Genomic DNA, 22,623 nt, shown 5'->3' with positions numbered 1-22,623 from the left:
GATGGCGAGAGACTGGCCATCAGACGTTCCTGAGCCAGAGCTCCAGTCCGCTGTGCGGGTCCGAGCCCTCGCGGGTGAAGCCCTTGCTGTCGAAGAGCCTCCTGCTGGGTTCATTCCGGTGGTCGATCTTCGCGACGAGGACATCCGCCGTCGCGCGCAGCACCGCTCCCGCAGCGAACCGGATGCACTGTTCGAGCATCACCTCGCCCATATGCTGACCTCGATACGCCTCAGCCCGTGCAAGCGCTCGGATGATCGTCGCTCCGAAATCCTCGGAGAAGTCCAGGTGAGCGACGGCCCGAAGCTCCGGCCCGTGAAATGCGCCCCAGAGGACTCCGGGAGTCTTCGGCTTCAGGGTGCGCAGATAGGACTGCACCTCCAGCTCCCAGGGGCGAGGATCCCACGGTCGACGCCCTCCTTGGTATCTCGCGTTCGCCGGCGAGGTGCAGACCCACTGCTGGAGCTGGGGAAAATCCGCGCGATCGAGTTGCCGCAGCTGCTCAGCCGCCATGCCGTCGAGCGCGGAAGCGCTGGATGATCTCCCCTTCGGCATCCGTCAGGGGCGCGCCGGGGCCGCGGCGGTACCGCTGCGACAGCGCTTCCCGCTGCCGGTCCGTCAGACCGTCGTCGCCGGTGGGGTGCTGCCCCTGAGCCTCGGGACAAGCCACCACGAAACGCGGGGCATGGAGGGCCCGGCGCTCCGTGGGTGAGGGGATTCGTCTCATGCCCCGCACGCTACCATCGCCCCGTCGGGGATGACAGGGCCCGGTGAGCATCACCGGCGGAACTGCTCCTCCATGGCCGCGCCCTTCTCGGCGCTGGCGCGCACGGCCTTCTCGGTCAGCTCCACCAGCCCGCCCTCGGCGAAGACCTTCAGCGCCTGCTCGGTGGTGCCGCCTGGACTGGTGACGGCCTCGCGCAGGGCGGCCGGGTCGGCGTCGTCGGCGTGCAGCAGCTCCCCGGCCCCGGCCAGGGTCTCCTTGGCCACCAGCCGTGCGGTCTGCTCATCCAGCCCCAGGGCCTGCCCGGCCTGCTGCAGCGCCTCGGCGAAGAAGAACGCGTAGGCCGGGCCCGAACCGGAGACGCCGGTGATCGCCCCGATCTGATCCTCGGAGACCTCCAGCACCGTGCCGGAGTGGCGCAGCACGTCCTTCGCCAGGCCCAGGGCCTCCTCCCCCGCGTGGGTGCCGGGCACCAGGGCGATCACCCCGCGGCCCACCGACGACGGGGTGTTGGGCATGGAGCGGACCACCGGCTGGCCCTCGGGCAGCTCCTGCTCCAGCATCGCCACGTCGATGCCGGCGGCCACCGAGAGCACCACGGTGCTGGGATCCAGGGCCTCGGCGAGGCTCGCGGCCAGATCCTGGATGCCCTTGGGCTTGACCCCCAGCAGCACGATGTCCGCGCCGTCGACGGCCCGCAGGTTGGCCCGCTCATCGTCCTCCTCGCTGAGCACCGTGATCTCCGGGTGCTCGGCCGCCAGCCGCTGGGCGCTGGTCGCGGAGCGGGTGGTCGCGCGCACCGCGGACGGGTCGGCCCCGCCGGCGAGCACGCCGTCGAGGATCGAGCCGTTCATGGAGCCGGTGCCGAGGAAGGCGATCACGGGGGCGGACATGCGGCACTCCTTGTCTCGCGCGGCACGCGGCCGCGCGGCGTCGGGGACGGATGGACTCTGCCCGGTGCAACGGCGCGACGCCGTCCCGTTATTCCGCGCGTCACAGGAGACCACTCGATGACGACGCCGCACGCGAGCGCCGAACCGTCACCCACGTGGCGCATAACGTGCCCATAACGCACACCACTGACGGCTCGGCGTCAGGAGACCCTCGCGAGACGCCGAAAGGGGCAGCCTCAGTCGCGCTCCCGGGGGGCCTCCCCCAGGTGGGCGCGGGCGAAGGCCAGGGATTCGGCCAGCCACTCATCGCGCATCGAGACGTCCTTGGCCTTGCGGGTGGAGACCTCCACCCCCACCACCCCGTGCCAGTCCACCGCCGCCAGGTGATCCAGGGTCTCGGCCACCGGCTGGGTGCCGTGCCCGGGCCGCAGGTGCTCATCCATGATGGCCTTCCCGGAGCCGTCGGTCAGGTGCACGTGCCCCAGCCGGCCGCCCAGCTGGCGCACCGCCTCCAGGGAGTCCGTGCCGGAGGCCGCCGCGTGGGAGAAGTCCCAGGTGACCCATTCGTAGTCCTGATCCAGCGGGGACCAGTGCGGGGCGTAGGCCTGCACCGAGTGTCCGCGCACCGTCCACGGGTACATGTTCTCCACCGCGATCTTCACGCCCTCCTCCCGAGAGATCCGGGAGACGTGCTCGGCGAAGCCGCGGGCGTAGCGCCGCTGCCACACGAACGGCGGGTGGGCGACCATGACGTCGGCGCCGACCCGCTCCACCATCTTCGCGGCCAGCCGGATCTTGTTCCAGGCATCCCCCCACACATGCTGGGTCAGCAGCAGGGTCGGGGCATGGATCGCGGCGATGGGCAGCTGGTGCTTCTGCTGCAGGTCCAGCAGCTCGTCCGGGTCCCGGGACAGCGGGTTCCCGGTGATCATCACCTCGACGGCGTCATAGCCCAGGTCCTGCGCGGTCGCGAAGGTCTCCGGGACCCCCAGCGGGTAGCAGGCCGAGGTGGACAGGGCCACCGGCCGCGCCAGACCGGGCACCTCCGGCAGGGGCGCGTCGTCGGGGGCGGGAAGGGAGGGGGTGGACACGGAAGAGATGCTCCTAGGCGAGGTCCGAGAGGGTCTTGGGGTCGATCATCGCCGTCGGCCCCTGGGCGGAGTTCAGCCGCTCCATCCGGTGCAGGATCAGGCCCTCGCGCAGGGCCCACGGCACCGAGCGCATGGTCTCCACGCCGTACAGCTCCAGCGCGGTCTCCGCGACGATGCCGCCGGCCAGGATCTGCGCGGCCCGCCGAGCGGAGACCCCGGGCAGGTCCCGCCGCTCGGCCACGGTCATGGCCTCCATGCGCCGGGTCCACAGCCGCAGGTCCGTCAGGTGGAACTCCCGCTTCACGTAGGGACCGGCCGAATAGGGCGCGGCCCCGCAGATCCGGGACAGGGAGCGGAAGGTCTTGGAGGTGCCCACCACCATGTCCGGGGTGCCGGCCGCGCGGATCTTCTCCACCGCCGGCTTGAGGGTCTGGCGCACGTGCTTGCGCAGCGCCTTGATCTCCTTGGGCTTGGCCGGGTCGTGCTCGATGAACCGGCGGGTCAGGCGCCCGGCCCCCAGCGGCACGGACACCGCGGCGTCGGGCAGGGCGTCCTGGCCGATGGACATCTCGAAGGAGCCGCCGCCGATGTCCAGGTCCAGGATCGTGCCCGCACCCCAGCCCTGCCAGCGGCGCACCGCGAAGTAGGTGATCGCGGACTCCTGGTCCCCGGAGATCTCCGTGAGGGTCACCCCGGTGCGGGACTGCACGTGCTCCAGCACCTGCGCGCCGTTGCCGGCCTCGCGGATGGCCGAGGTCGCGAAGGCCAGCAGGTCCTCGGCGTCGTGCGCGGCGGCGAAGTCCCGGGCCTCGGCGACGAAGCTGGTCAGCAGGTCCCGCCCCTTCTCGGAGATGTCCCCGTCCTCGGTGAGGTGCTGCACCAGCTGCAGCGGCATCTTGTGGGAGGCGTAGGGCTCCGGGCGGGAGCCGGGGGTCACGTCCAGCAGCAGCAGGTGCACCGTGTTGGAGCCGACGTCGAGCACGGACAGACGCATGGGTTCAGGCCTTCCCGGTGGTCTTCGCCGACGACGCCGCACCGGAGCGCTTCGCCGTCGTCTTCTTCGCGGTCGTCTTCCTGGCGGTGGCCTTGGTCCCGGTGGTCTTCTTGGCCGTCGTCTTGTTGGCGGGGCTCTTCCGGGCGGGCTTCTTGGCCGGGCCCTTGGCCCGCTTCTCCGCGAGCAGCTGCACGACCCGCTCGGTGGTCAGGCCCTCCAGGGTCTCCGAGCGGGGCACCGTCACGTTCGTCTGCCCGTCGGTGATGTACGGGCCGAAGCGCCCGTCCTTGACGACGATCGGCAGGTCCGTGCTCGGGTCCTTCCCGAACTCGGCCAGCGGCGGCTTGGCCGCGGCCCGCCCGCGCTGCTTGGGCTGGGCGTAGATCGCCTCGGCCTCCTCCAGGGTGATCGTGAAGATCTGTTCCTCGGAGGCGATCGAGCGGGAGTCCAAGCCCTTCTTCAGGTACGGCCCGTAGCGCCCGTTCTGCACCGTGATCTCGGTGCCCTCGGCGTCCTTGCCGACCACCCGGGGCAGGCTCAGCAGCTTCAGCGCCTCCTCCAGGGTCACGGTGGCCAGGTCCATGGACTTGAACAGCGACGCCGTGCGCGGCTTGGCGGCCTTGGGCTTCCTGATCGGCTTGGGCTTGCCGTTCTTGTAGTACTCGACGGGCTGCTCGGCCTTCCAGCGCTCGAACTCCTCGTCGGTCATCTCCGGGATGAGCTCGGTGACGTAGGGTCCGAACCGCCCGTCCTTGGCCACGATCATGTGCCCGGATTCCGGGTCCACGCCGAGCTCGCGCCCGTCGGACTTGCCCTGCTCGATCAGCTCCCGCGCCTTCTCCGGGGTCAGCTCATCCGGGGCGAGGTCCTGCGGGATGTTGGCCCGGATCGGGTCCGTGACCTCCCCGGTCTGCTCGTCCACGCCGCCGCCGGACTCCAGGTACGGCCCGTAGCGGCCCACCCGCAGGGTGATCCCCTCGGCGATCTCCACCGAGTTGATGGCCCGGGCGTCGATCTCCCCGAGGTCCTCCACGATCGGCAGCAGCCCGTGCTTGGTCTCGTTGCCGTAGTAGAAGCCGGTCAGCCACTCGTCCTTGCCCTGCTCCCCGCGGGCGATGCGGTCCAGGTCCTCCTCCATCTCCGCGGTGAACTCGTAGTCCACGTACTTGGAGAAGTGCTCCTCCAGCAGGCGCACCACGGAGAACGCGATCCACTGCGGCACCAGGGAGCCGGAGCGGTTGGCCACGTACCCGCGGTCCACGATCGTGGAGATCACCGCGGCGTAGGTGGAGGGCCGCCCGATTCCCAGCTCGTCCATGGCCTTGACCAGGGAGGCCTCGGTGTAGCGCGGCGGCGGGGCGGTCTCGTGCCCGTCGGCCGCCACGTCGCGCCCGGTCAGCGCGTCGCCTTCGGCCAGCTTCGGCAGGCGCTTGTCCTGCCCGCGCCCGTCGGCCTCCTCCTCGCGGGCGGCGTCGCGGCCCTCCTCGTAGGCGGCGAGGAACCCGCGGAAGGTGATCACGGTGCCCGACGCCGAGAACTCGGCGGTGCGCCCGTCCGCGGTGCGCGCGGCCAGGCGGATCGAGGCGGTCTGGCCCTTGGCGTCGGCCATCTGGGAGGCGACGGTGCGCTTCCAGATCAGCTCGTAGAGCCGGAACTCGTCCGCGGAGAGCTGGGACTTCACGGCCGAGGGTGTGCGGAAGGAGTCCCCCGCCGGGCGGATGGCCTCGTGGGCCTCCTGGGCGTTCTTGGACTTGGAGGCGTAGTGGCGCGGGGACTGCGGGACGGACTCCGCCCCGTACAGCTCGGTGGCCTGGCGGCGGGCGGCGTTGATCGCCTGCTCGGACAGGGCCACCGAGTCCGTGCGCATGTAGGTGATGTACCCGGACTCGTAGAGGCGCTGGGCCACCTGCATCGTGGAGCGGGAGGAGAAGCGCAGCTTGCGCGCGGCCTCCTGCTGCAGGGTCGAGGTGGTGAACGGGGCGGCCGGGCGGCGGGTGTACGGCTTGGTCTCCACCGAGGTCACCACGAAATCAGCGCCCTCCAGCGCGGCGACCAGTCCACGGGCGGTCTGCTCGTCCAGGTGCGCGACCTTCCCCCGGGAGGCCGGCTTCAGGGCGCCGTCGTCGGCGAAGTCCCGGCCGGTGGCCACCCGGGCGCCGTCCAGGGCGGACAGGCGGGCGGTGAAGGACTCCTCGGCCTTGGTGGCGAAGGTGCCGGTCAGGCTCCAGTACTCGGCGGCGCGGAAGGCCATCCGCTCCCGCTCCCGCTCGACCACCAGGCGGGTGGCCACGGACTGCACGCGCCCGGCGGACAGCCCCTGCTTGACCTTGCGCCACAGCACGGGGGAGAGCTCGTAGCCGTAGATGCGGTCCAGCACCCGGCGGGTCTCCTGGGCGTCCACCAGGTCCGCATCGATCTCCCGGAGGTTCTCGAAGCCGCGCTGGATGGCCTCCTTGGTGATCTCCGGGAAGGTCAGCCGGTGCACCGGGACCTTCGGCTGCAGCACCTGCAGCAGGTGCCAGGCGATGGCCTCGCCCTCCCGGTCGCCATCGGTGGCCAGGTACAAGGCGTCGCTGTCCTTAAGCAGCCGCTTGAGCTCGGCGACCTTCTTCTTCTTGTCCGGGCTGATGACGTAGTACGGCTCGAAGTCGTGCTGCACGTCCACCGCGAACTTCCCGTACGGGCCCTTCTTCATCTCGGCGGGCAGCTCCGAGGGCTGGGGCAGGTCGCGGATGTGCCCCATCGAGGATTCGACGACGTAGGCGTCGCCCAGATAGCCCCCGATGGTCTTGACCTTGGAGGGGGACTCCACGATAAGGAGGCTCCTCCCGCTGCCCTTGCCCTTCGCCTGTGCTGGCACGTGACTCCTTCGGAATCGAGATGACCGGTGGATGAGTGGATGCGGTTCCCACGATAGCCGAGGACGCCGCGGGCCCCGCCGAGCATCCCCAGGCCGGGTGCGGGCGGGGTCGGACTCAGCCCGCGGCGGGAGCGGCGCCCGACGTCGTCTCCGGCAGCACCAGGAACCCGCGCTCCACGAGGGTGCGCACCCGCGCCAGCAGGGCCACGGCCGGGTCCGGACCCTCCCAGCCGAGCAGGGCGCCCAGGGCGTCCAGGATCTGCCCGACGGACAGCTCGCCGTCGCAGGCGGAGACGAAGCCGGCGTCCTGCGTGCTCAGCAGCTCGGTGCGCCGGAATCCCGCCCCCTGGCGCAGCAGGATCACCCCCGGGTGCTCCGCTCCCGGGCGCTGGTGGCGCTCCTCCGTGACGTCCTCGCCCACCGTCAGGTGCTGTTCGCGCAGGGCCGCATCGTCCAGGCCCGCCGCGGCGTCGTGGGCCGCAACAGCCGCCGTCAGGAACGGGGCCAGCGGCTGCTGCAGCGGGTGGGTGATCTCCTCGAAGCGGCGCAGGGCCCGCCCCTCGGCGTCGGCGGGGGCCTCGGACTCGGCGGGGCGACGCAGCCAGACCATGCCGAAGCCGACGGCGGCGACCCCGCGGGCCGCGAAGTCCTCGAGGTAGGCCAGGAACGCCTCCTCGTAGGCCGCCGGATCCCGCTGCTGGCTGGCATCGCGCAGCCAGGTCTGGGCGTAGCCCTCCGGGGTGAGCTCCTCGCGCTGCACGAACCACGCCTCGGTCTCCGCGCCGACCCACTGGCGGGGCCGGGTGTCCCAGTCCGCCTGCTGACCCGGCGCAGTGGCGGGGATCTCCCAGTTGGCCAGCAGCTGGGCCCGACCGCCGGGGACCAGGTGCTCGGGCAGCTCGCGCACCAGCCGCTCCACGAGCTGATCCCCCGCCATCCCGCCGTCGCGGTAGGTGTAGCGCCGCCGCGGATCCTCCCCGGGGGTGCGCGGGGTGATGACGAAGGGAGGGTTGGACACGATCAGCTCGAAGCGCTGTCCCGCCACCGGCTCCAGCAGGCTGCCGCGCAGCAGCCGCACCCGCTGCTCCGGGTGGGCCGGGTCCAGGCCGAGGGCCGCGGCGTTGAGCACCAGGTTGAAGCGGGTGAAGGCCAGGGCGCGCTCGGAGAGGTCCGTGGCGGTCACGTGCCGGGCGTGGGCCAGCAGATGGAAGGTCTGGATGCCGCAGCCGGTACCCAGGTCCAGGGCCGTGTCCACGGGGCGGCGCTCGGTGATCTGCGCCAGGGTCAGGGAGGCCTGCCCGATGCCCAGCACGTGATCGGCGGGCAGCGCCCCGGGGTGCTGGTGGGCGCCCAGGTCCGAGGCCACCCACAGGTCCGTGCCGTCGTCGGCGGAGTGCGGGCGCAGGTCGAAGGCCGCCCGGTAGCGGGGCGCGGCCGCCGGGGCATCGGGGGCGTCGGTCTCGGGGTCCTCGCTCGCGGGGGTGAGGAAGCCGAGGTGATCCAGCAGCCGGGCGGCGCCCTCGCCGAGGGTCGCGTCCAGGGCCTCAGCACTCAGGGTCCCGGCCAGCAGGAAGAAGTCCACGGCCCCGGCCAGCCGACGCCGCCCCGCGGTGGCCCGTGCGCCGTCGGGCATCGCGGCGGTGCCGGCCAGGATGGTGCGCACCCGGTGCCGGGCGGGGGCGATCTGATCCCGGGCCATCGCCTCGAAGGGCCCCTCGCCCAGCAGGGCCAGGACGCCGTCGTAGGAGTAGTCCACGGCGGCCAGGGCCTCGGCCAGGGATTCGAGGGCTGCGGGGTCGTCGCTGCGCGGGGCGTGCGGGATGCGGGAGAAGGCGGGGGCGTCGGAGGTCACGGCCTCCAGTCTCCCACGACGCCGAGCACCCGCCGCGCGGCGCACGAGATTGGTTCACAGATCAAGCGTTATCGCGCACAATGGCAGGATGAGCACCGATCAGCACAGCACCCGCGGCACCTACGTGACCCCGGGGCAGGAGTACACCCGGGACACCGACTACATCGAGGACCGCATCCTCGCGGACACGGGGCTGGCACCGGGCACGGATGAGCGCGAGCGCGGCGTCTGGCCCGTGGAGGCCGGGCGCTACCGGCTCGTCGCGGCGCGCGCCTGCCCGTGGGCCAACCGCACGCTGATCGTGCGGCGCCTGCTGGGCCTGGAGGAGGCGATCTCCGTGGGCATGTCCGGACCCACCCACGACGCCCGCTCCTGGACCTTCGACCTGGATCCGGACGGGGTGGACCCGGTCCTGGGCATCGAGCGGCTGCAGCAGGCCTTCCTCAAGCGCTTCCCAGACTACCCCAAGGGGATCACCGTGCCCGCCGTCGTCGACATCCCTTCCGGGGAGGTGGTGACCAACGACTTCGCGCAGATCACGGAGGACTTCTCCAAGCAGTGGCGGGCCTTCCACCGCGAGGGCGCCCCGGACCTGTGGCCGGAGGCCCTGGAGGAGGAGATGCGCGCGGTGATGAAGCGGGTGTTCACCGAGGTCAACAACGGGGTGTACAGGTGCGGGTTCGCCGGCTCCCAAGAGGCCTACGACGCCGCCTATGAGCGGCTGTGGACCGCGCTGGACTGGCTGGAGCAGCGCCTCTCCGAGCGCCGCTACCTGATGGGCGAGCACATCACCGAGGCGGACGTGCGCCTGTTCACCACGCTGGTGCGCTTCGACGCCGTCTACCACGGGCACTTCAAGTGCAACCGGTCCAAGCTCACGGAGCTGCCGAACCTGTGGGGCTACGCGCGGGACCTGTTCCAGACCCCGGGATTCGGGGACACCATCGACTTCCAGCAGATCAAGCGGCACTACTACGTGGTGCACGAGGACATCAATCCGACGCAGATCGTGCCCCTGGGCCCGGACACCTCCGGGTGGCTGACCGGGCACGGGCGCGAGGCGCTGGGCGGGTCCCCGTTCGACGCCGCCGCGGGGGCCACCGCCCCGGGCCCGGTGCGGGAGGCGGAGCGGGTGGCCGCCGGGCACAACCCGCTGTACCCGGCGGCCTAGTCCCGCTCCGGTCCTGCCCCGGCTCGGACCAGGCCCGGCCCAGCCGAGCCCCGGGTTCCGCCGGGGCTCGGCATTCAGGCGCGGGAGGACTCGGTCGCGGGCCGGGTCAGCGCTCAGTCGCGGGCCGGCGGCGTCCAGACCTCGGCTTCGGAGTCCTCGCCGTAGTAGTGGCCGTGGGGCAGGGTCTGCAGCTCGATCAGCATCCCCCACGGGGCCTTCACGTACACGCTGCCGTTGCCCTCGGTGTCCTCGTGCCGGGAGTTGCCGTGCACCTCGGACAGCGCCTGCCCGCCGGCGTCGATCAGCCGCTGCCGGCTGGTCTCGATGTCGTCGGTGTAGACGCTGAGGTGGTTCAGCCCGTAGTCGGCCAGGCCCGCGGCCGGCTGGTGCGGGCCCTCGATCTGGAACATCTCCAGGCTGGGCCCGTGCCGATGACGATCATCCGCTGCCGCACGATCTTCGCCCCGGCCGGCAGGCCCAGCTGCCGCTCGACCTCCTCGCCCTGGCGCGGCTCGTCCTGCCCGGTCAGCCCGTCGTAGGCCACCTTGGCCCCGAGCCCCTCCCGCAGGAAGCGCGTGGCCTCCTCCAGGTCCGGCACCGTCACTCCCAGGTGGTTGATTCCCCTGATCTCCTGGGCCGTCATGGGCCCTCCTCACGTTCGCTCCGGTGGATTCACCGGCTGATCAGCGGCGACGCCGGGTGGCCTCGCTCGTCCTCCCCGAGCCTACGTCGCCTGCCGCGGCCTCGTCGGCCGTCAGTCGCCGAGGCGGAAGGCGCGCCCGGTGATGTAGTCCGGGGCGATCTCCACGTACTCGAGCTTCTCGGTGCGCAGCCAGGGCTTCAGCCCCAGCGCGTCCACCTTCGCCGTCTCCTCCGGGTCCGTGAGGATGCGGGCGGTGCCGCGGACCATGACGCTGTAGGCCGTGCCGCCCTGCACCGAGTCGATCTCGAAGGCCACGTGCGGGTTCAGCTGCAGCGTGGTGAGCTTGGAGCCCTTCGCGGAGCGGAAGTACAGGTGCCGGTGGGAGGCGACGATGTTCAGCGGGGTGATGTCCACCCGCCCGACGTCGGCGGTGCCCAGGCGTCCGAAGCGGGCCGCCTCCAGCAGCTGCCAGCTCTCGTCCAGGCTCAGCTCCCGCACCCGCGGCTCCTGCTCCTGCCGGTCCTGACCGGAGATGTTCATCGGAAAGCTCATGCGGCCATTGTCCCATGATCCACCCGCACATGTGAGCTGCGCGACCCGCTGCGGCGACCCCCGGACCGGGCCGCACCGGGGCCCGGGCGCCCGTCCCGCGCCCGCGGTGCACAATGGACGGGTGCCCGCCCCCGTCCCCGCCGAGAACCCGCTGCTGCGCGCCCTACACCGCGGCAGCCAGCCCCCGGAGATCACGCACGTGCGCGTGCTGCCCGAGCGCGAGGCCGTCGTCGCCGACTGGCCGGACTGGGCCCATCCGGCGGTCATCGATGCCTTCCGCGGGCTGGGCGTGCCCCACCCCTACCGCCACCAGGCGCTGGCCGCCGACGCCGCCCACGCCTTCCAGCGCACGGCCCGCGCCCGGGCCCGGCAGGCGCGCCGGGCAGGAAGGATGGTCTCCCCGCGCGGCAGCGAGCACCTGATCCTGGCCACCGGCACCGCCTCCGGCAAGTCCCTGGCCTACCAGCTGCCCGCCCTGGATGCGGTGCTGCGCGGGGAGGTCGGACCCGAGGAGGGCGGGGCGGCGGAGCCGGCGACGGTGCTGTACCTGTCCCCCACCAAGGCCCTGGCCGCGGATCAGCTGACCTCGCTGCGAGCGCTGGGCCTGTCCGCGGTGCGCGCGGCGACCTACGACGGGGACACCCCGACCGAGGACCGGCGGTGGATCCGGGACTACGCGAACGTCATCCTGTGCAACCCGGACATGCTGCACGCAGGGATCCTGCCGAACCACGAGCGGTGGGGGCGGTTCCTGCGCCGGCTGACCTACGTGGTGGTGGACGAGGCGCACGGGTACTGGGGCGTGTTCGGGGCGCACGTGGCGATGGTGCTGCGCCGGCTGCGCCGGGTGGCCGCCCTGCACGGGGCCGCGCCCACCGTGATCGGCGCTTCGGCCACCTCGGCCCGACCCCGGGAGTCCTTCGCCCGGCTGCTCGGGGCGGAGCCGGAACAGGTCACCGCCGTCACCGCGGACGCCTCCCCGCACGGGGCGGTCACGGTGCTGCTGTGGGAGCCGCTGCTGGAGGAGGAGGTCGCGGACGGTCTGGCCGCCGGGCACCGCCCGTCCGGCACCGGTGGGTCGATCCCGTCCTCTTCCGCCGACACCGCCCCGCCGGTGCCCGGGATCGGGCCGGGGCAGGGGCGCCCCGGGCCCGGGGAGAACGGGGTGCCGCGGCGTCGCTCGGCCCTGACCGAAGCGGCCCAGCTGCTCACCGAGCTGGTGGCCGAGCGGGTGCGGACCATCGCGTTCATCCGCTCCCGGCGCGGCGCGGAGACCCTCGCCCGGATCGCCCAGGAGAGCCTGGGCGAGCTGGATCCGGCGGTGGCCCACCGGGTGTGCGCCTACCGCTCCGGGTACCTGCCGGAGGAGCGGCGGGAGCTGGAGCGGCAGGTGCGCTCCGGGGAGATGCTCGGGGTGGCCTCCACCCCGGCCCTGGAGCTGGGCATCGACGTCGCCGGGCTGGACGCGGTGCTGGTGGCCGGCTGGCCCGGGACCCGCGCCTCCTTCCAGCAGCAGATCGGGCGGGCCGGCCGGGCCGGGCAGGAGTCCCTGGCGGTGCTGGTCGCCGGGGACGACCCGCTGGACACCTACCTGGTGCACCACCCGCGGGACGTCTTCGACGTCGCGGTGGAGACCACCGTGTTCGACCCGCACAACCCGTACGTGCTGGCCCCGCACCTGTGCGCGGCCGCCGCGGAGCGCCCGATCCGCCCCGAGGAGCTGGACCTGTTCGGCCCGCGGGCCGAGGCCCTGCTGGACGGGCTGGTGCGCGACGGCTACCTGCGGCGGCGCCCGACGGGCTGGTTCTGGACCCACCCGGAGTCCGCGGCCGCCGCGATCGACCTGCGCGGGGCCGGGCGGCGCCTGCAGATCATCGACGCGCAGACCGGCGGGATCATCGGCACGATGGACGACGCCCAGGCGCACCGGCAGGCCCACCCCGGGGCGATCTACGTGCACCAGGGCCGCACCTGGCACGTGGAGGAGCTGGATGAGGCGGGCGGGGCCGTGCTGGTGACCCGGGCGCACCCGGATTTCTGGACCCAGGCGCGGGACATCACGGAGGTCTCGGTGCTGGAGACCGAGCGGACCCGGGACTGGGGGCCGGTGCGGGTGCATTCGGGCACGGTGCGGGTGCGCACCCAGGTGGTCTCCTTCCAGCATCGGGCCGTGGCCACCAACGAGGTCATCGACGAGCAGCCCCTGGAGCTGGCGCCGCAGGAGCTTCTGACCCGGGCCGTGTGGTGGACCGTGCCCGGACCGGTGATGGCGGGGCAGGGCGTGGCGGAGCCGGAGTTCCCCGGGGCCCTGCACGCCGCCGAGCACGCCGCGATCGGCCTGCTGCCGCTGGTGGCCTCCTGCGATCGGTGGGACATCGGCGGGCTGTCCACCGCGCTGCACGCGGACACGGAGCTGCCGACGATTTTCGTCTACGACGGATACCCCGGCGGGGCGGGCTTCGCCGAGCACGGCTTCGACGTCGCCCGCGCGTGGCTGAGCGCGACCCTGGAGGCGATCCTGGCCTGCGAGTGCGAGACCGGGTGCCCGTCCTGCGTGCAGTCCCCCAAGTGCGGCAACCGGAACCACCCGCTGAGCAAGGCAGGCGCTGTGGCCCTGCTGCGGGGGATGCTGCAGACCGCCGATGAGGACGCCGAGCCCGGATCCGCCGCCGACCCGGATCACGAGCCTGATCCCGCGGACCCCGAGGGCGGCGGACCGGCCCGGGCCACGCCGTAGGCCGGTCCCAGCAGCCGCGCCCCCACGGCCAGATCCACGGCGACCCGCACGTCCATGATCTCCGGGTCCTCCGGAGCGGGTGCGCAGGAGACCAGGCGGGCCCGGTTCTCCCGGGCGGTGCGCGCGGCCTCGTCGCAGGCCACCCCGGGGCGCAGCCCCCGGGCGGTGTCCGCGGCCGCCAGGGCGGCCAGATCCGCGGCCGTGGCCGCCCGATGGGTGCACAGGGCCACGTGCCCCAGCAGGCACACCGCGGCCAGCAGCACCCCGATCACGGCGATGATCCCGACCATCGCGACGGTGGAGGCCCCGCGCTCCCCGGCCGGCTCCGGCGCCGTCGGCCCGCGCTCCCGTCCCGATCGGAGAAGCTCCGGCGCAGCCCACCGGCGCGGCCCGGGCGCTCGGCGCGGGCGAGGGATTCGGTGCGGCGGGGTCCGGCCGGTCATGGCTGGGCCTCCCGTGCGGCATCGGCCCGGGCGCTGTCCACCCGGGTCGTGGCCTCGGCGGTGATCTCCAGCCCGCCCCACGCCCCGATGATCCCCGGGGCCCGGGTGCGCACGGAGACCGTCGCGCTGTCCCCAGTGGTGGCCACGCCGATGCGGGCCTCGGCCCCGATGATCTCGCGGGCCGTGCGCTGCGCCTCGGCCGGGGGATCCCCGCGGGCTAGGGAGCGGGCCGCCAGCCGCGCGGCCTCCTCGGCCCGCACCGACGTCGCGGCGCAGGCCCCGGCCCCGAGCACCACGGCCAGCAGCAGCACGATGCACGGCAGGACGACGGCGAACTCCGCGGTCGCGCTGCCCCGCTCGATCTCGGTCGGGTGCGCGGGCCCGGGACCGGTGTGCACCGGCCCCGGGCCGTTGCGGTGTCCCATGGCTCAGCCCGTGGACAGCGCGGTGCGGATGATGCCCATGAGCAGCTCCTTCACCTCGCCGGACTTGAGGATGACCACGAGCAGACCGGCGAAGCCGACGGCGGCGAGCATGACGATGCCGTACTCGGCGGTCGTCGCGCCCAGCTCCGGGTCATCGGCCCCGGCCCGGCCGGGGTGGCGGACCACGTCACCGGTGAGCGTCAGCGGGTCCTGGACGGCCCGGGCCTCGACGGCCCGGGGGTCTGCTCCGGGACCCGCGACCTCCGGGACGGGCGCCGCCTCGGTGGCCGCGGGGTGCGCGGTCTCGGGCTGCGCCGGGGCGGGGTCCGCGGCCCAGGTGGGGTCCGCGGCGGGGGTGTTCGGTTCGCGTCGCATGATGCGTCCTCTCCTCGTTCTCTTCTGGATCACCCGGCGGCAGCCGCCGACCGGGGGTTCTTGGGGTCACCACAGGGCGGGGACCAGGCCGATGAGCACCGGGATCACGCCCAGGCAGACGAAGGCGGGCAGGGAGCACAACCCCAGGGGCAGCATCAGCCGGACCCCCAGGGCCGCGGCCTGCTGCTGGGCGTCGCGGTGGCGTCGGTTCCGGATCCGCCCGGCCTGCGCCCGCAGCAGCGCGGCCGCCGGGGCCCCGGTGCGCACCGCGATGTCCAGGGCCTCGCGCAGGGTCCGCAGCTCCTGCGCCTGCTCCCCCGCGCGGCGCTTCCTCTGTCCCAGTGGGCTCTGGCCTCGCAAGCTCTGGCCCCGCAGGCTCTGCCCCCGCGCCCGCTGGCTCTGCGCCCCCTGGTCCGCGGCACCCGCCCAGGCCCGGTCCCAGTCGAGGCCGGCCTCCAGCAGGGCCGCGACCCGCCGCAGCGACGTCGCGCGCTCCACCTCGGCCAGGACCGAGACCGCCCGGGTCACGGACAGCCCGGCGTCGAGCATCGCCCCGATCAGCTCCAGCCGGATGGCCGCCGGAATGCCCGCCGCACGGGAGGGCTCCCGGGCGACGGCGGAACCCGCCCGCCGCAGCGGATGGCGCCCCCACAACGCCAGGACCGCGCCGAGGATCATCGCGAAACCAGTCATGGCGCGGCCTCCTCGGCGCCTCGGACCAGCCGACGCGTCCAGAGCAGTCCCGCGGCGGAGAGTCCGAGCCCGAGGGCTAAGGCCAGATGTCCCCAGACCATCCCGAGCAGCACCCCGAGCGGGTCCGTGCCCATGACCATCCCCAGCCCGAGGCCCAGCAGCGGCAGGGTGGACAGGATGCGGGCGGTGGCCTTGGGGCCGGCCAGGGCGGTGTCCCGGGCGGCCAGGGCATCCAGCTCGTCCTCCACGGCCCGGGCCAGGCCCTCCAGCACCCCGGCCAGCGGGGCCCCGGTGCGCCCGGAGACCGCCCAGGCGGCCGCCAGCGCATCGCGTACCGCCCGGGATCGGGGGTGGTGCAGCCGGGCCGTGCGCAGGCTGCGGGCCGGGTCCGCGCCGAGCAGGGCCCCCTCGTGGGCGCAGCGGATCAGCTCGTCGATGTCCCGCCCGACCGCACCCGCCTCCTCCCGTGCCTCGCCGCGGCCCTGCTCGCGCAGCGCGGCCCAGACGGCGGCCGGTTCGATGCCCGCCCGCAGCAGGGCCGCCATCTGCTGGATCAGCGCCGGCCACCGTTCCAGATCGATCCGCTGCGCCACGGCCCGCCGGGAGCCGCCCACCGCGCGCATCCTGCCCAGCAGTTCGTCCCACGGGGCCGGGCCCGTCTGGCGGGATGAGTCCACGGGCAGCGGTCGGGACCTCCCGACGCGGGGCCCGAGCAGCAGCAGGAGGCTCCCGGTGATCAGCAGCAGGGTCGCGCTCATGTCCACTCCTCCCCCGGTGTCTCCCCGAGCCCCAGCAGCCGACACAGCGCGGGCAGGCCCGGGCCCGGGTGGGCGGCGTCGTTCTCCGGGCAGATCCACGCCGGGCACACGGACAGGCCCTCGCCGCCCGCCGCGCCGGACGCGCCGCCAGCCGCCGGGGCGCGCCCGACGTCGTCCGGGCCGGGAAGCGCGCCGGGCAGGCGATCGTCCCGGAAGACCCCGATCTCCCGGACCCGGCGCCCGCGGGGTCCCCGGTCCAGGTGGATCACGGCCCCGAGCCCGGTGAGCACCTGCCGGCGCACGGCCTCCGGCGCCAACCCGGCCAGGGCACCCAGGGCCAGCAGCCGGGAGGGCACGGCCTGCGCCGAATTGGCGTGCAGGGTCCCTCCCCCGCCTTCGTGGCCGGTGTTCAGCGCCAGCAGCAGATCCTTCAGCTCCTCCCCGCGGCACTCCCCCAGGACCAGCCGATCCGGACCCATGCGCAGGGCCTCCCTGATCAGGGCGGTCAGCCCGATCCCGCCGGTGCCCTCCGCGTTGGGCTGGCGGGTCTGCAGGGAGACGACGTGCGGGTGCTCGGGGCGCAGCTCCGCGGAATCCTCGATCAGCACGAGCCGCTCCCGGGCCGGGCACAGCCCCAGCAGGGCGTTGAGCAGGGTGGTCTTGCCCGAGCCGGTGGACCCGGAGATCAGGAAGGAGATCCGCGCGGCCACGATCCGGCGCAGCAGCCGCGCCGTGGTCTCCTCGCACAGCCCGGAGGCGCACAGCTGCGCGAAGTCCGGGCGGTGCTCCGGCTGCAGCCGGATGGACAGCAGCGGGTGCTCCGGGGCCACCGGGGGCAGCACCGCGTGCACCCGGTACCCGGCCGCGGTCTGCACATCCGCGCAGGGGTGGCTGGTGTCCAGCCGGCGCCCCGCCAGGGTGATCAGCCGCACCGCGAGCTCCCGGACGGCGTCGTCATCGGGGAAGGCGAGGTCCCGACGCCGCGGTCCCTGGGCGCCGTCGGTCCAGATCTCCCCGGGGGCGTTGACGTAGATGTCGGTCAAGCCCGGCTCGTCCAGGAGAGGCTGCAGGATGCCCAGGCCCCGCAGCTCCGCCCGCTCGGCCTCCCAGCGGGCCAGGCGCCCGCTCGCGCTGCCCACCCCGCGCATCACACACCCACCTCGAGGGAGCGCCGGGCCAGTCCGGGCCCGGCTTCGGACCCGCCGGGGGCCTCGGCGGCGGCCAGGGCGGCGTCGGCCACCGCGGCCACGGGGCGGCGCAGGCCGCGTCGTCGGGAGACCTCCAGGAGGGCGCCGTCATCGTAGGCGGCGTACACGGCCGGCACGTGGGGCAGCGCCGCGGCCAGCGGGGCGCCGAGGATCTCGGCGACCTCCGCATCGGAGACGTCGCAGACCCGCGGGCCGGCCCCCACCGGCACGATGGGCAGCACCGGGGCCCACCGGCGCATCGCCGACTGGGCCTGGCAGATCCCCCGCAGCGTGAAGGGCACGAGCAGGACCAGGACGCTGCAGCGGGAGACCCACTGGGTCTCCAGGCCGCCCGGCGGGACCATGGCCGCGGCCGAGCCGAGGTCGATCACGGGCAGGGCCACCGTGCCCAGCGCGTCCACGACGCTCCACCGCCCGGCATCGGGCCGGGTGCCGAACCCGGGGTGCGCGGGGTCCGCGGTGAGCACCGGGATGCCCTGCGGAGCAGGAAGGGAGGCCAGCAGCCGGGCCGGCTCCGGGCGCCGCGGCAGGGCCTCGAGCTGCTGCCAGCGCAGACCGTCCAGGCTGCGGGCGCTCAGGCACGAGTCCAGGCCGATGCTCGCCGCGACGGCGTCCACCACCACGGGTTCGCGTCCGTCCTCCCGCAGCCGGTCGGCCAGCCACAGGGACAGGGCGGAGGCCCCGATGCCGCCGCTGGCCCCGAGCACCCCGATCCGCGGGTGCCCGGGCTCTGCGGCCCCCTCCTGAGCCAGGTGGTCGGCCAGCCAGGCCCGGCCCTGAGGCAGCAGCACGACGTCGGGCTGGCGCCACACCGCGCCGATCCGGTGGGCCGCCGCCCACGGGTCCGCGCCCCCGCTGATCCCGGCGATCACCGCGGGCCGGCGCGGCTCCGGCGGGGCCGCCGGGCCGATCAGCAGCTGGTGCAGGCCGGGGACGTCGTCGGCCTGCACCAGCAGCACGTCCTCAGGGCCGCACAGTGGCGGGTGTTCGGCATCGGCGGTGCGCAGGGACATCCGGGCGGCCCGGGCGACATCCTCGGCGATGCCGAGGAACCCGGGGGAGCTGCCCCAGACCAGCACGCCGCGTCCGCTCTCCGGGGCCCGGTGGGCCGGTTCGGCGCCGAGGCGGTCGGCGATCAGCCGCTCGGCCTCGCCGTCGGGGGCGGGCGCGGGGCGCAGGGGTCGGGCCCGGTCCGGGATGCTCAGTGGGCTGGCCGCGGTGGTTCTCATGGGCCCACCCTGCCCCGCGCGCCGCACCGGCCCGCCGGCCCGGCCCCGGTCCTGCGGGCCGACTGTGGAGGACGCCCGGGAATCCGCGGTGGCATGCGCCCCTGTGGATGCCCGCCCGCCTGGGATGATGGGTCCATGCACATCCTCCTGGGCCCGGCCCCCGCCGCGGACGACGCCGCCGCAGGCCACGCTCGCGACGCCTGGCGGCTCGTGCGGCCCGAGGCCCCGGATGACCCGGCCGACGGGGCATCGCCGGTGCCGCGGCGCTTCCGTGAGGTGCCGTGGGAGCAGCTGGGCGAGGCCGTGGGGGCGACGCTGCGGTCCCTGCCCGCCGAGGAAGCGGCCCGGATCCGGTGGGTGCTGCCCTCGTGCCGGGAGGTGATGCCGCAGCTGCTGGCCTCCGGGGTCTCACCGGATCGCTGCTGGGATCTGACCCTGTGCCAGCGCATCCTCACCGGAGTCGCCTCCTTCCCGGACGGGACGCTGGACTACACCCCGACGGTGCCGCTGGACCCGCAGCAGCAGGAGCGGCCGCCGGGCCGCCTTCCCACACCGCGGGCGGATCCCGCGCAGACCTCCCTGTTCGATGCCCCGGCCGCCGCGCGGGGCCCGGCCCGCCCGGATGCTGCGGTCCTGGCGGCGGAGTTCCGCGCTCAGGAGGCGGCGGTGCGCGCCTCCCCGGCCGCGTCCCGGCTGCGGCTGCTGCTGGCCGCGGAGTCCCAGGGCGGGCTGATCGCCCAGGAGATCGAACGCGAGGGCCTGCCATGGGACCGTGCGGTGCACGAGGCGCTGCTGGAAGACCTGCTGGGCCCGCGTCCGCCGGAGGGGCAGCGGCCGCAGAAGATGCAGGCCCTGGCCGAGCGGATCGCCGAGCAGTGGGGCCTGCCCCAGGTCAATCCGGATTCCCCGCAGGAGCTGCTGCGCGCCATGCAGTCGGTGGGCATCACGGTGGATTCCACCCGCAAACACGCCCTGCTCGAGTGGGCCGAGCACGGCGGCACCCGGGCCCCGCGCCGTCGGGAGATGATCGCCCCGGTCCTGGAGTACAAGGGGCTGTACCGGCTGTGGACGGCCAACGGGTGGCACTGGCTGGACGAATGGGCGCGCGACGGCCGCTTCCACGCCCGCTACGTGGTGGGCGGGGTGATCACGGGCCGGTGGGCCGCGCACGGGGGCGGGGCCCTGCAGATCCCGCACGCGGTGCGCGAAGCCGTCCGGGCCGACCCCGGGTGGGTGCTCACGGTGGCCGATGCCTCCCAGGTGGAGCCGCGCATCCTGGCCGCGATGGCCCAGGACCGGGCCCTGGCCGTGGCCGGGCAGGGCCGGGACCTGTACGAGGGGATCGCACGGCTCGGGGAGCGCACCGGCTCGGCGCTGACCGAGCGCAAGGCCGCGAAGGTCACGCTGCTGGGCGCGATGTACGGGGCGAGCACCGGGGAGGCCGGGGCCCTGGTGCCGCACCTGCGGCGGATGTTCCCCGAGGCGATCGGCCTGGTGGAGCAGGCGGCGTCGGTCGGGGAGCGCGGCGGGCAGGTGCGCACCTGGCTGGGGCGCACCTCGCCGCTGCCGGATGCGGACTGGTCCGCGGCCGTCGCGGACGTCTCCACGGCCGCCGCGGAGGCCCGTTCGGTGCGGCTGCGTCGGGCGCAGGGCCGGTTCACCCGCAACTTCATCGTGCAGGGCACGGCCGCGGAGTGGGCGATGTGCTGGATGGGCGAGATCCGGCGGCGCCTGCGCGGCGCGGGAACGGGGGACCCAGCCGGGCCCGACGGCGCCGGGGCCGACGATGCCCCGGGCCCGCTGCGCACGCGCCTGGTGTTCTTCGTCCACGACGAGGTGGTGCTGCACGGTCCCGCCGAGGAGGCCCCGGCGGTGCGGGCTATCGTCCGGGAGGCGGCGGCCGCCGCCGGGCGGCTGCTGTTCGGGCAGGCCCCGGTGGAGTTCCCGCTGACCGTGGCCCAGGTGAGCTCCTACGCCGAGGCGAAGTGAGCCGGGCGGCATCCCCGTCCCGACGGCGCCCCGCCGGCAGCGGCCGACGCCGCGCCGACGGGACTCACCGCGGGGCGGGGATCCTGCGGGTGGCGTCCCATGGCAGCTCCCAGCCCAGCCGATGCAGCAGCCGATCCAGGAGGATGCCGGTGAATCCCCAGATCGTCACGGATTCCGCGCCGACGGGCACCGTGAAGGCGGGCGTGTGATGGGTCGCGGGCCCGCGGGTCACCGTGGCCAGGTGCCGATGGGAGGGGTCCAGCAGGTCCCGGACGGGCACCCGCACGACCAGCGAGGACTCGGCGTCGTCCACCACCTGCACCAGGGACGGCTCACGCCACCAGCCGAGCACCGGGGTCACGAGGTGGCCGCTGACGGGCAGGGGCACGGGGGCCAGGCGCCCCAGGACGTCGATGCCGGCCCGGTCCACCCCGGTCTCCTCCACGGCCTCGCGCAGCGCGGCCTCCACGGCCGGATCCTGCGCGGCCCGGTCCTCGGGGTCCACCCGGCCGCCGGGGAAGGCGGGCTGCCCGGCGTGCTGGCGCAGCGTCGCGGCGCGCACGAGGATCAGCACGTCCGTCTCCGCCACAGGTGCCGCCGCGCGGGCGCCGTCGCTGACGCCGATGCCGGCGCCGTCGCGGGAGCCGAAGAGCATCAGCACGGAGGCCTCCCGGGCCCTGCCGGCGGGCAGGTTCCCCAGCCGCCAGGGCTCGCGGTCCACCAGCTGCAGCCGCTGGCCCCGCGCGCCCAGGGCGGCCAGCTCCGTCCGGGCCTCCCGGGCCAGGACGGCCCGCGCCGCCGCGGTGCCCAGCCCGCCGGACGGCGCGGTCGAGGCCGGCGAGGCATCGCGCTCAGGCACCGAGACCGTACCCCTCGACGCGCAGCTGCCGACGAGTCGCACCCTCCAGGAACCGCCGGTGCAGCTGCTCCCGGCCGGGGGCGAACTCGTACTTAAGCAGCCGGGCGGCGGCTTCCGGGTCAGTCTCCCCCGCGCCGTAGGAGGGACACAGGTCCGCGACCGGGCACACCCCGCAGGCCGGGCGTCGAGCGTGGCAGATGCGGCGTCCGTGGTAGATCAGCCGGTGGGAGAGCATGGTCCAGTCCTTCGGCGGGAACAGCGCGGCGACGTCGTGCTCCACCTTCACCGGATCCTCCTGCTCGGTGAAGCCAAAGCGGCGGGCCAGGCGCCCGAAGTGCGTGTCCACGGTGAGCCCGGGGCGGCCGAAGGCGTTGCCCAGCACCACGAACGCGGTCTTGCGCCCCACCCCCGGCAGGGCCGTGAGCCCCTCGAGGGTGTCGGGGACCTCGCCGTCGTGCTCATCCACGAGCCGGTCGGCCAGCGCGATGATCGAGCGGGTCTTGGCCCGGTAGAAGCCCAGGGGGCGCACGATCTCCTCGACCGCCTCGTGCGGGGCCTGCGCGAGATCCTGCGGAGTGGGGTAGGCGGCGAACAGCCCGGGGGTGACGGCGTTGACCTTCACATCCGTGGTCTGCGCGGAGAGCACGGTGGCCACCAGCAGCTGGAACGGGGAGTCGAAGTCCAGCTCCGCGACGGCGTAGGGGTAGGTCTCGGCGAGGATGCGGTTGATGCGCCGGGCCCGGCGCACCCGCCCCGTGTGCGTCTCCTCCTGCCCCCGACGACGCCGCCCGGCCGCCCCGGCGCGGGCCTTGTCCTCCGGGACGCGGCGGATGGCCGGTCCGGGCGCGTCGACCGAGGTGGGCGGGGTCTGCGGGGCGGATCCGGTGGGGCTCATGATCTCCGAGGGTACCCGTTCTCAGCCCCGCGGCGGCGGGGCACGCGCCCCGGCGCAGGCCCTCCTCGGCGAACCGCCGATGCACTTCCCAGACACCTCTTGTCATTGCGATGGGTTCTCAATACTGTGGTGCCGATGCCGCACCGTGACGGGTAGCACTGCCTCGCGAGTGCCTCGCCTCGCGCAGGTTCGACGCCTTCTCCTCGAAAGGAACCCCATGGCCGCCTTCGACTG

At 74.3% G+C, this 22,623-nt stretch carries 21 protein-coding genes; 3 read left to right on the top strand and 18 right to left on the bottom strand.

All coding sequences use genetic code 11. The features are described 5' to 3' along the window. Positions 1-19: 19 nt before the first annotated feature. The 6 genes from KKR01S_RS04200 to KKR01S_RS04170 form a co-directional block, all read right to left on the bottom strand. Positions 20-511, bottom strand: coding sequence for a GNAT family N-acetyltransferase (locus KKR01S_RS04200; RefSeq protein WP_058743478.1), 492 nt, complete (start codon positions 509-511; stop codon positions 20-22). A 264-nt stretch (positions 512-775) separates the two neighbouring features. Then, complete coding sequence (proC, locus tag KKR01S_RS04190) at positions 776-1,615, bottom strand: pyrroline-5-carboxylate reductase (protein WP_058731624.1); 840 nt, start codon at positions 1,613-1,615, stop codon at positions 776-778. 236 nt (positions 1,616-1,851) lie between these two features. Continuing rightward, entirely contained in the window at positions 1,852-2,706 is an 855-nt protein-coding gene (locus tag KKR01S_RS04185) for a sugar phosphate isomerase/epimerase family protein (protein WP_375542915.1), read from the bottom strand. Positions 2,707-2,719: 13 nt separating this feature from the next. Next, positions 2,720-3,700, bottom strand: coding sequence for a Ppx/GppA family phosphatase (locus KKR01S_RS04180; protein WP_061225354.1), 981 nt, complete (start codon positions 3,698-3,700; stop codon positions 2,720-2,722). Between the two features lie 4 nt (positions 3,701-3,704). Continuing rightward, on the bottom strand, positions 3,705-6,560 hold the full coding sequence (gene topA, locus KKR01S_RS04175) for a type I DNA topoisomerase (RefSeq protein ID WP_058731163.1): 2,856 nt from the start codon (positions 6,558-6,560) through the stop codon (positions 3,705-3,707). Positions 6,561-6,675: 115 nt separating this feature from the next. Then, a complete protein-coding gene (locus KKR01S_RS04170; RefSeq protein WP_242650387.1) occupies positions 6,676-8,412 on the bottom strand; it encodes a methyltransferase in 1,737 nt (578 codons plus the stop codon). A gap of 88 nt (positions 8,413-8,500) precedes the next feature. On the opposite strand from KKR01S_RS04170, the gene KKR01S_RS04165 reads away from it, so the two are divergent. Further along, positions 8,501-9,583 carry a glutathione S-transferase family protein gene (locus KKR01S_RS04165; RefSeq protein WP_058731162.1) on the top strand — a complete coding sequence of 361 codons (1,083 nt, stop codon included), beginning with the start codon at positions 8,501-8,503 and terminating at the stop codon, positions 9,581-9,583. A 113-nt stretch (positions 9,584-9,696) separates the two neighbouring features. Here KKR01S_RS04165 and KKR01S_RS11135 read toward each other — a convergent pair whose 3' ends face one another. The 3 genes from KKR01S_RS11135 to KKR01S_RS04155 all read right to left on the bottom strand — a co-directional run bounded on the left by KKR01S_RS11135 (position 9,697) and on the right by KKR01S_RS04155 (position 10,778). Next, positions 9,697-9,993, bottom strand: a complete 297-nt coding sequence (locus KKR01S_RS11135; RefSeq protein ID WP_217995730.1) for a VOC family protein — start codon at positions 9,991-9,993, stop codon at positions 9,697-9,699. Next, positions 9,936-10,226 carry a VOC family protein gene (locus KKR01S_RS11130; RefSeq protein WP_217995729.1) on the bottom strand — a complete coding sequence of 97 codons (291 nt, stop codon included), beginning with the start codon at positions 10,224-10,226 and terminating at the stop codon, positions 9,936-9,938. The genes KKR01S_RS11135 and KKR01S_RS11130 overlap by 58 nt, the downstream gene beginning before the upstream one ends. Positions 10,227-10,337: 111 nt before the next feature. Continuing rightward, a complete protein-coding gene (locus tag KKR01S_RS04155; protein WP_224800047.1) occupies positions 10,338-10,778 on the bottom strand; it encodes a pyridoxamine 5'-phosphate oxidase family protein in 441 nt (146 codons plus the stop codon). A gap of 121 nt (positions 10,779-10,899) precedes the next feature. On the opposite strand from KKR01S_RS04155, the gene KKR01S_RS04150 reads away from it, so the two are divergent. Further along, positions 10,900-13,515: a DEAD/DEAH box helicase gene (locus KKR01S_RS04150; protein ID WP_244884094.1), complete on the top strand. Its 2,616-nt coding sequence runs from the start codon at positions 10,900-10,902 to the stop codon at positions 13,513-13,515. On the opposite strand, the gene KKR01S_RS04145 is transcribed toward KKR01S_RS04150, so the two are convergent. From KKR01S_RS04145 to KKR01S_RS04115, 7 genes are all read right to left on the bottom strand, one after another. After that, positions 13,458-13,958, bottom strand: coding sequence for an Rv3654c family TadE-like protein (locus tag KKR01S_RS04145; protein WP_081046177.1), 501 nt, complete (start codon positions 13,956-13,958; stop codon positions 13,458-13,460). The two genes, KKR01S_RS04150 and KKR01S_RS04145, sit on opposite strands and share 58 nt — an antisense overlap. Then, positions 13,955-14,383, bottom strand: coding sequence for a TadE family type IV pilus minor pilin (locus KKR01S_RS04140; protein WP_058731158.1), 429 nt, complete (start codon positions 14,381-14,383; stop codon positions 13,955-13,957). The genes KKR01S_RS04145 and KKR01S_RS04140 overlap by 4 nt, the downstream gene beginning before the upstream one ends. Before the next feature lie 3 nt (positions 14,384-14,386). Continuing rightward, positions 14,387-14,758, bottom strand: a complete 372-nt coding sequence (locus KKR01S_RS11125) for a DUF4244 domain-containing protein (protein WP_081101539.1) — start codon at positions 14,756-14,758, stop codon at positions 14,387-14,389. Between the two features lie 66 nt (positions 14,759-14,824). After that, positions 14,825-15,451: a type II secretion system F family protein gene (locus KKR01S_RS04130; RefSeq protein WP_131800581.1), complete on the bottom strand. Its 627-nt coding sequence runs from the start codon at positions 15,449-15,451 to the stop codon at positions 14,825-14,827. Next, positions 15,448-16,209: a type II secretion system F family protein gene (locus KKR01S_RS04125; RefSeq protein ID WP_061225352.1), complete on the bottom strand. Its 762-nt coding sequence runs from the start codon at positions 16,207-16,209 to the stop codon at positions 15,448-15,450. Before KKR01S_RS04125 ends, KKR01S_RS04130 begins: the two co-directional genes overlap by 4 nt. Continuing rightward, positions 16,206-17,357, bottom strand: a complete 1,152-nt coding sequence (locus tag KKR01S_RS04120; RefSeq protein ID WP_061225351.1) for a TadA family conjugal transfer-associated ATPase — start codon at positions 17,355-17,357, stop codon at positions 16,206-16,208. The genes KKR01S_RS04125 and KKR01S_RS04120 overlap by 4 nt, the downstream gene beginning before the upstream one ends. Further along, positions 17,357-18,646 carry a CpaE-like family protein gene (locus tag KKR01S_RS04115; protein ID WP_061225350.1) on the bottom strand — a complete coding sequence of 430 codons (1,290 nt, stop codon included), beginning with the start codon at positions 18,644-18,646 and terminating at the stop codon, positions 17,357-17,359. Before KKR01S_RS04115 ends, KKR01S_RS04120 begins: the two co-directional genes overlap by 1 nt. A gap of 135 nt (positions 18,647-18,781) precedes the next feature. On the opposite strand from KKR01S_RS04115, the gene KKR01S_RS04110 reads away from it, so the two are divergent. After that, complete coding sequence (locus KKR01S_RS04110; RefSeq protein ID WP_061225349.1) at positions 18,782-20,635, top strand: bifunctional 3'-5' exonuclease/DNA polymerase; 1,854 nt, start codon at positions 18,782-18,784, stop codon at positions 20,633-20,635. A 64-nt stretch (positions 20,636-20,699) separates the two neighbouring features. Here the strand turns inward: KKR01S_RS04110 and KKR01S_RS04105 are convergent, their stop codons facing one another. Beyond that, a complete protein-coding gene (locus KKR01S_RS04105; RefSeq protein ID WP_081101538.1) occupies positions 20,700-21,494 on the bottom strand; it encodes an NUDIX hydrolase in 795 nt (264 codons plus the stop codon). Then, positions 21,487-22,389: an endonuclease III gene (gene nth / locus KKR01S_RS04100; protein ID WP_061225348.1), complete on the bottom strand. Its 903-nt coding sequence runs from the start codon at positions 22,387-22,389 to the stop codon at positions 21,487-21,489. The genes KKR01S_RS04105 and nth overlap by 8 nt, the downstream gene beginning before the upstream one ends. Positions 22,390-22,623: the final 234 nt, after the last annotated feature.

Source organism: Rothia kristinae NBRC 15354 (genome assembly GCF_001570865.1).
In the GTDB taxonomy this organism is placed as follows: domain Bacteria; phylum Actinomycetota; class Actinomycetes; order Actinomycetales; family Micrococcaceae; genus Rothia; species Rothia kristinae.
This window is presented reverse-complemented; position numbering and strand designations above follow the sequence as displayed.

Coding starts and splice junctions, on each gene's coding strand:
- KKR01S_RS11135 (WP_217995730.1), bottom strand. CDS start 9,993: ATGTTCCAGATCGAGGGCCCGCACCAGCCGGCCGCGGGCCTGGCCGAC.
- KKR01S_RS04165 (WP_058731162.1), top strand. CDS start 8,501: ATGAGCACCGATCAGCACAGCACCCGCGGCACCTACGTGACCCCGGGG.
- KKR01S_RS04115 (WP_061225350.1), bottom strand. CDS start 18,646: ATGAGAACCACCGCGGCCAGCCCACTGAGCATCCCGGACCGGGCCCGA.
- KKR01S_RS04180 (WP_061225354.1), bottom strand. CDS start 3,700: ATGCGTCTGTCCGTGCTCGACGTCGGCTCCAACACGGTGCACCTGCTG.
- nth (WP_061225348.1), bottom strand. CDS start 22,389: ATGAGCCCCACCGGATCCGCCCCGCAGACCCCGCCCACCTCGGTCGAC.
- KKR01S_RS04130 (WP_131800581.1), bottom strand. CDS start 15,451: ATGACTGGTTTCGCGATGATCCTCGGCGCGGTCCTGGCGTTGTGGGGG.
- KKR01S_RS04140 (WP_058731158.1), bottom strand. CDS start 14,383: ATGGGACACCGCAACGGCCCGGGGCCGGTGCACACCGGTCCCGGGCCC.
- KKR01S_RS04155 (WP_224800047.1), bottom strand. CDS start 10,778: ATGAGCTTTCCGATGAACATCTCCGGTCAGGACCGGCAGGAGCAGGAG.
- KKR01S_RS04125 (WP_061225352.1), bottom strand. CDS start 16,209: ATGAGCGCGACCCTGCTGCTGATCACCGGGAGCCTCCTGCTGCTGCTC.
- KKR01S_RS04110 (WP_061225349.1), top strand. CDS start 18,782: ATGCACATCCTCCTGGGCCCGGCCCCCGCCGCGGACGACGCCGCCGCA.
- KKR01S_RS11130 (WP_217995729.1), bottom strand. CDS start 10,226: ATGACGGCCCAGGAGATCAGGGGAATCAACCACCTGGGAGTGACGGTG.
- KKR01S_RS04145 (WP_081046177.1), bottom strand. CDS start 13,958: ATGACCGGCCGGACCCCGCCGCACCGAATCCCTCGCCCGCGCCGAGCG.
- KKR01S_RS04200 (WP_058743478.1), bottom strand. CDS start 511: ATGGCGGCTGAGCAGCTGCGGCAACTCGATCGCGCGGATTTTCCCCAG.
- KKR01S_RS11125 (WP_081101539.1), bottom strand. CDS start 14,758: ATGCGACGCGAACCGAACACCCCCGCCGCGGACCCCACCTGGGCCGCG.
- proC (WP_058731624.1), bottom strand. CDS start 1,615: ATGTCCGCCCCCGTGATCGCCTTCCTCGGCACCGGCTCCATGAACGGC.
- KKR01S_RS04120 (WP_061225351.1), bottom strand. CDS start 17,357: ATGCGCGGGGTGGGCAGCGCGAGCGGGCGCCTGGCCCGCTGGGAGGCC.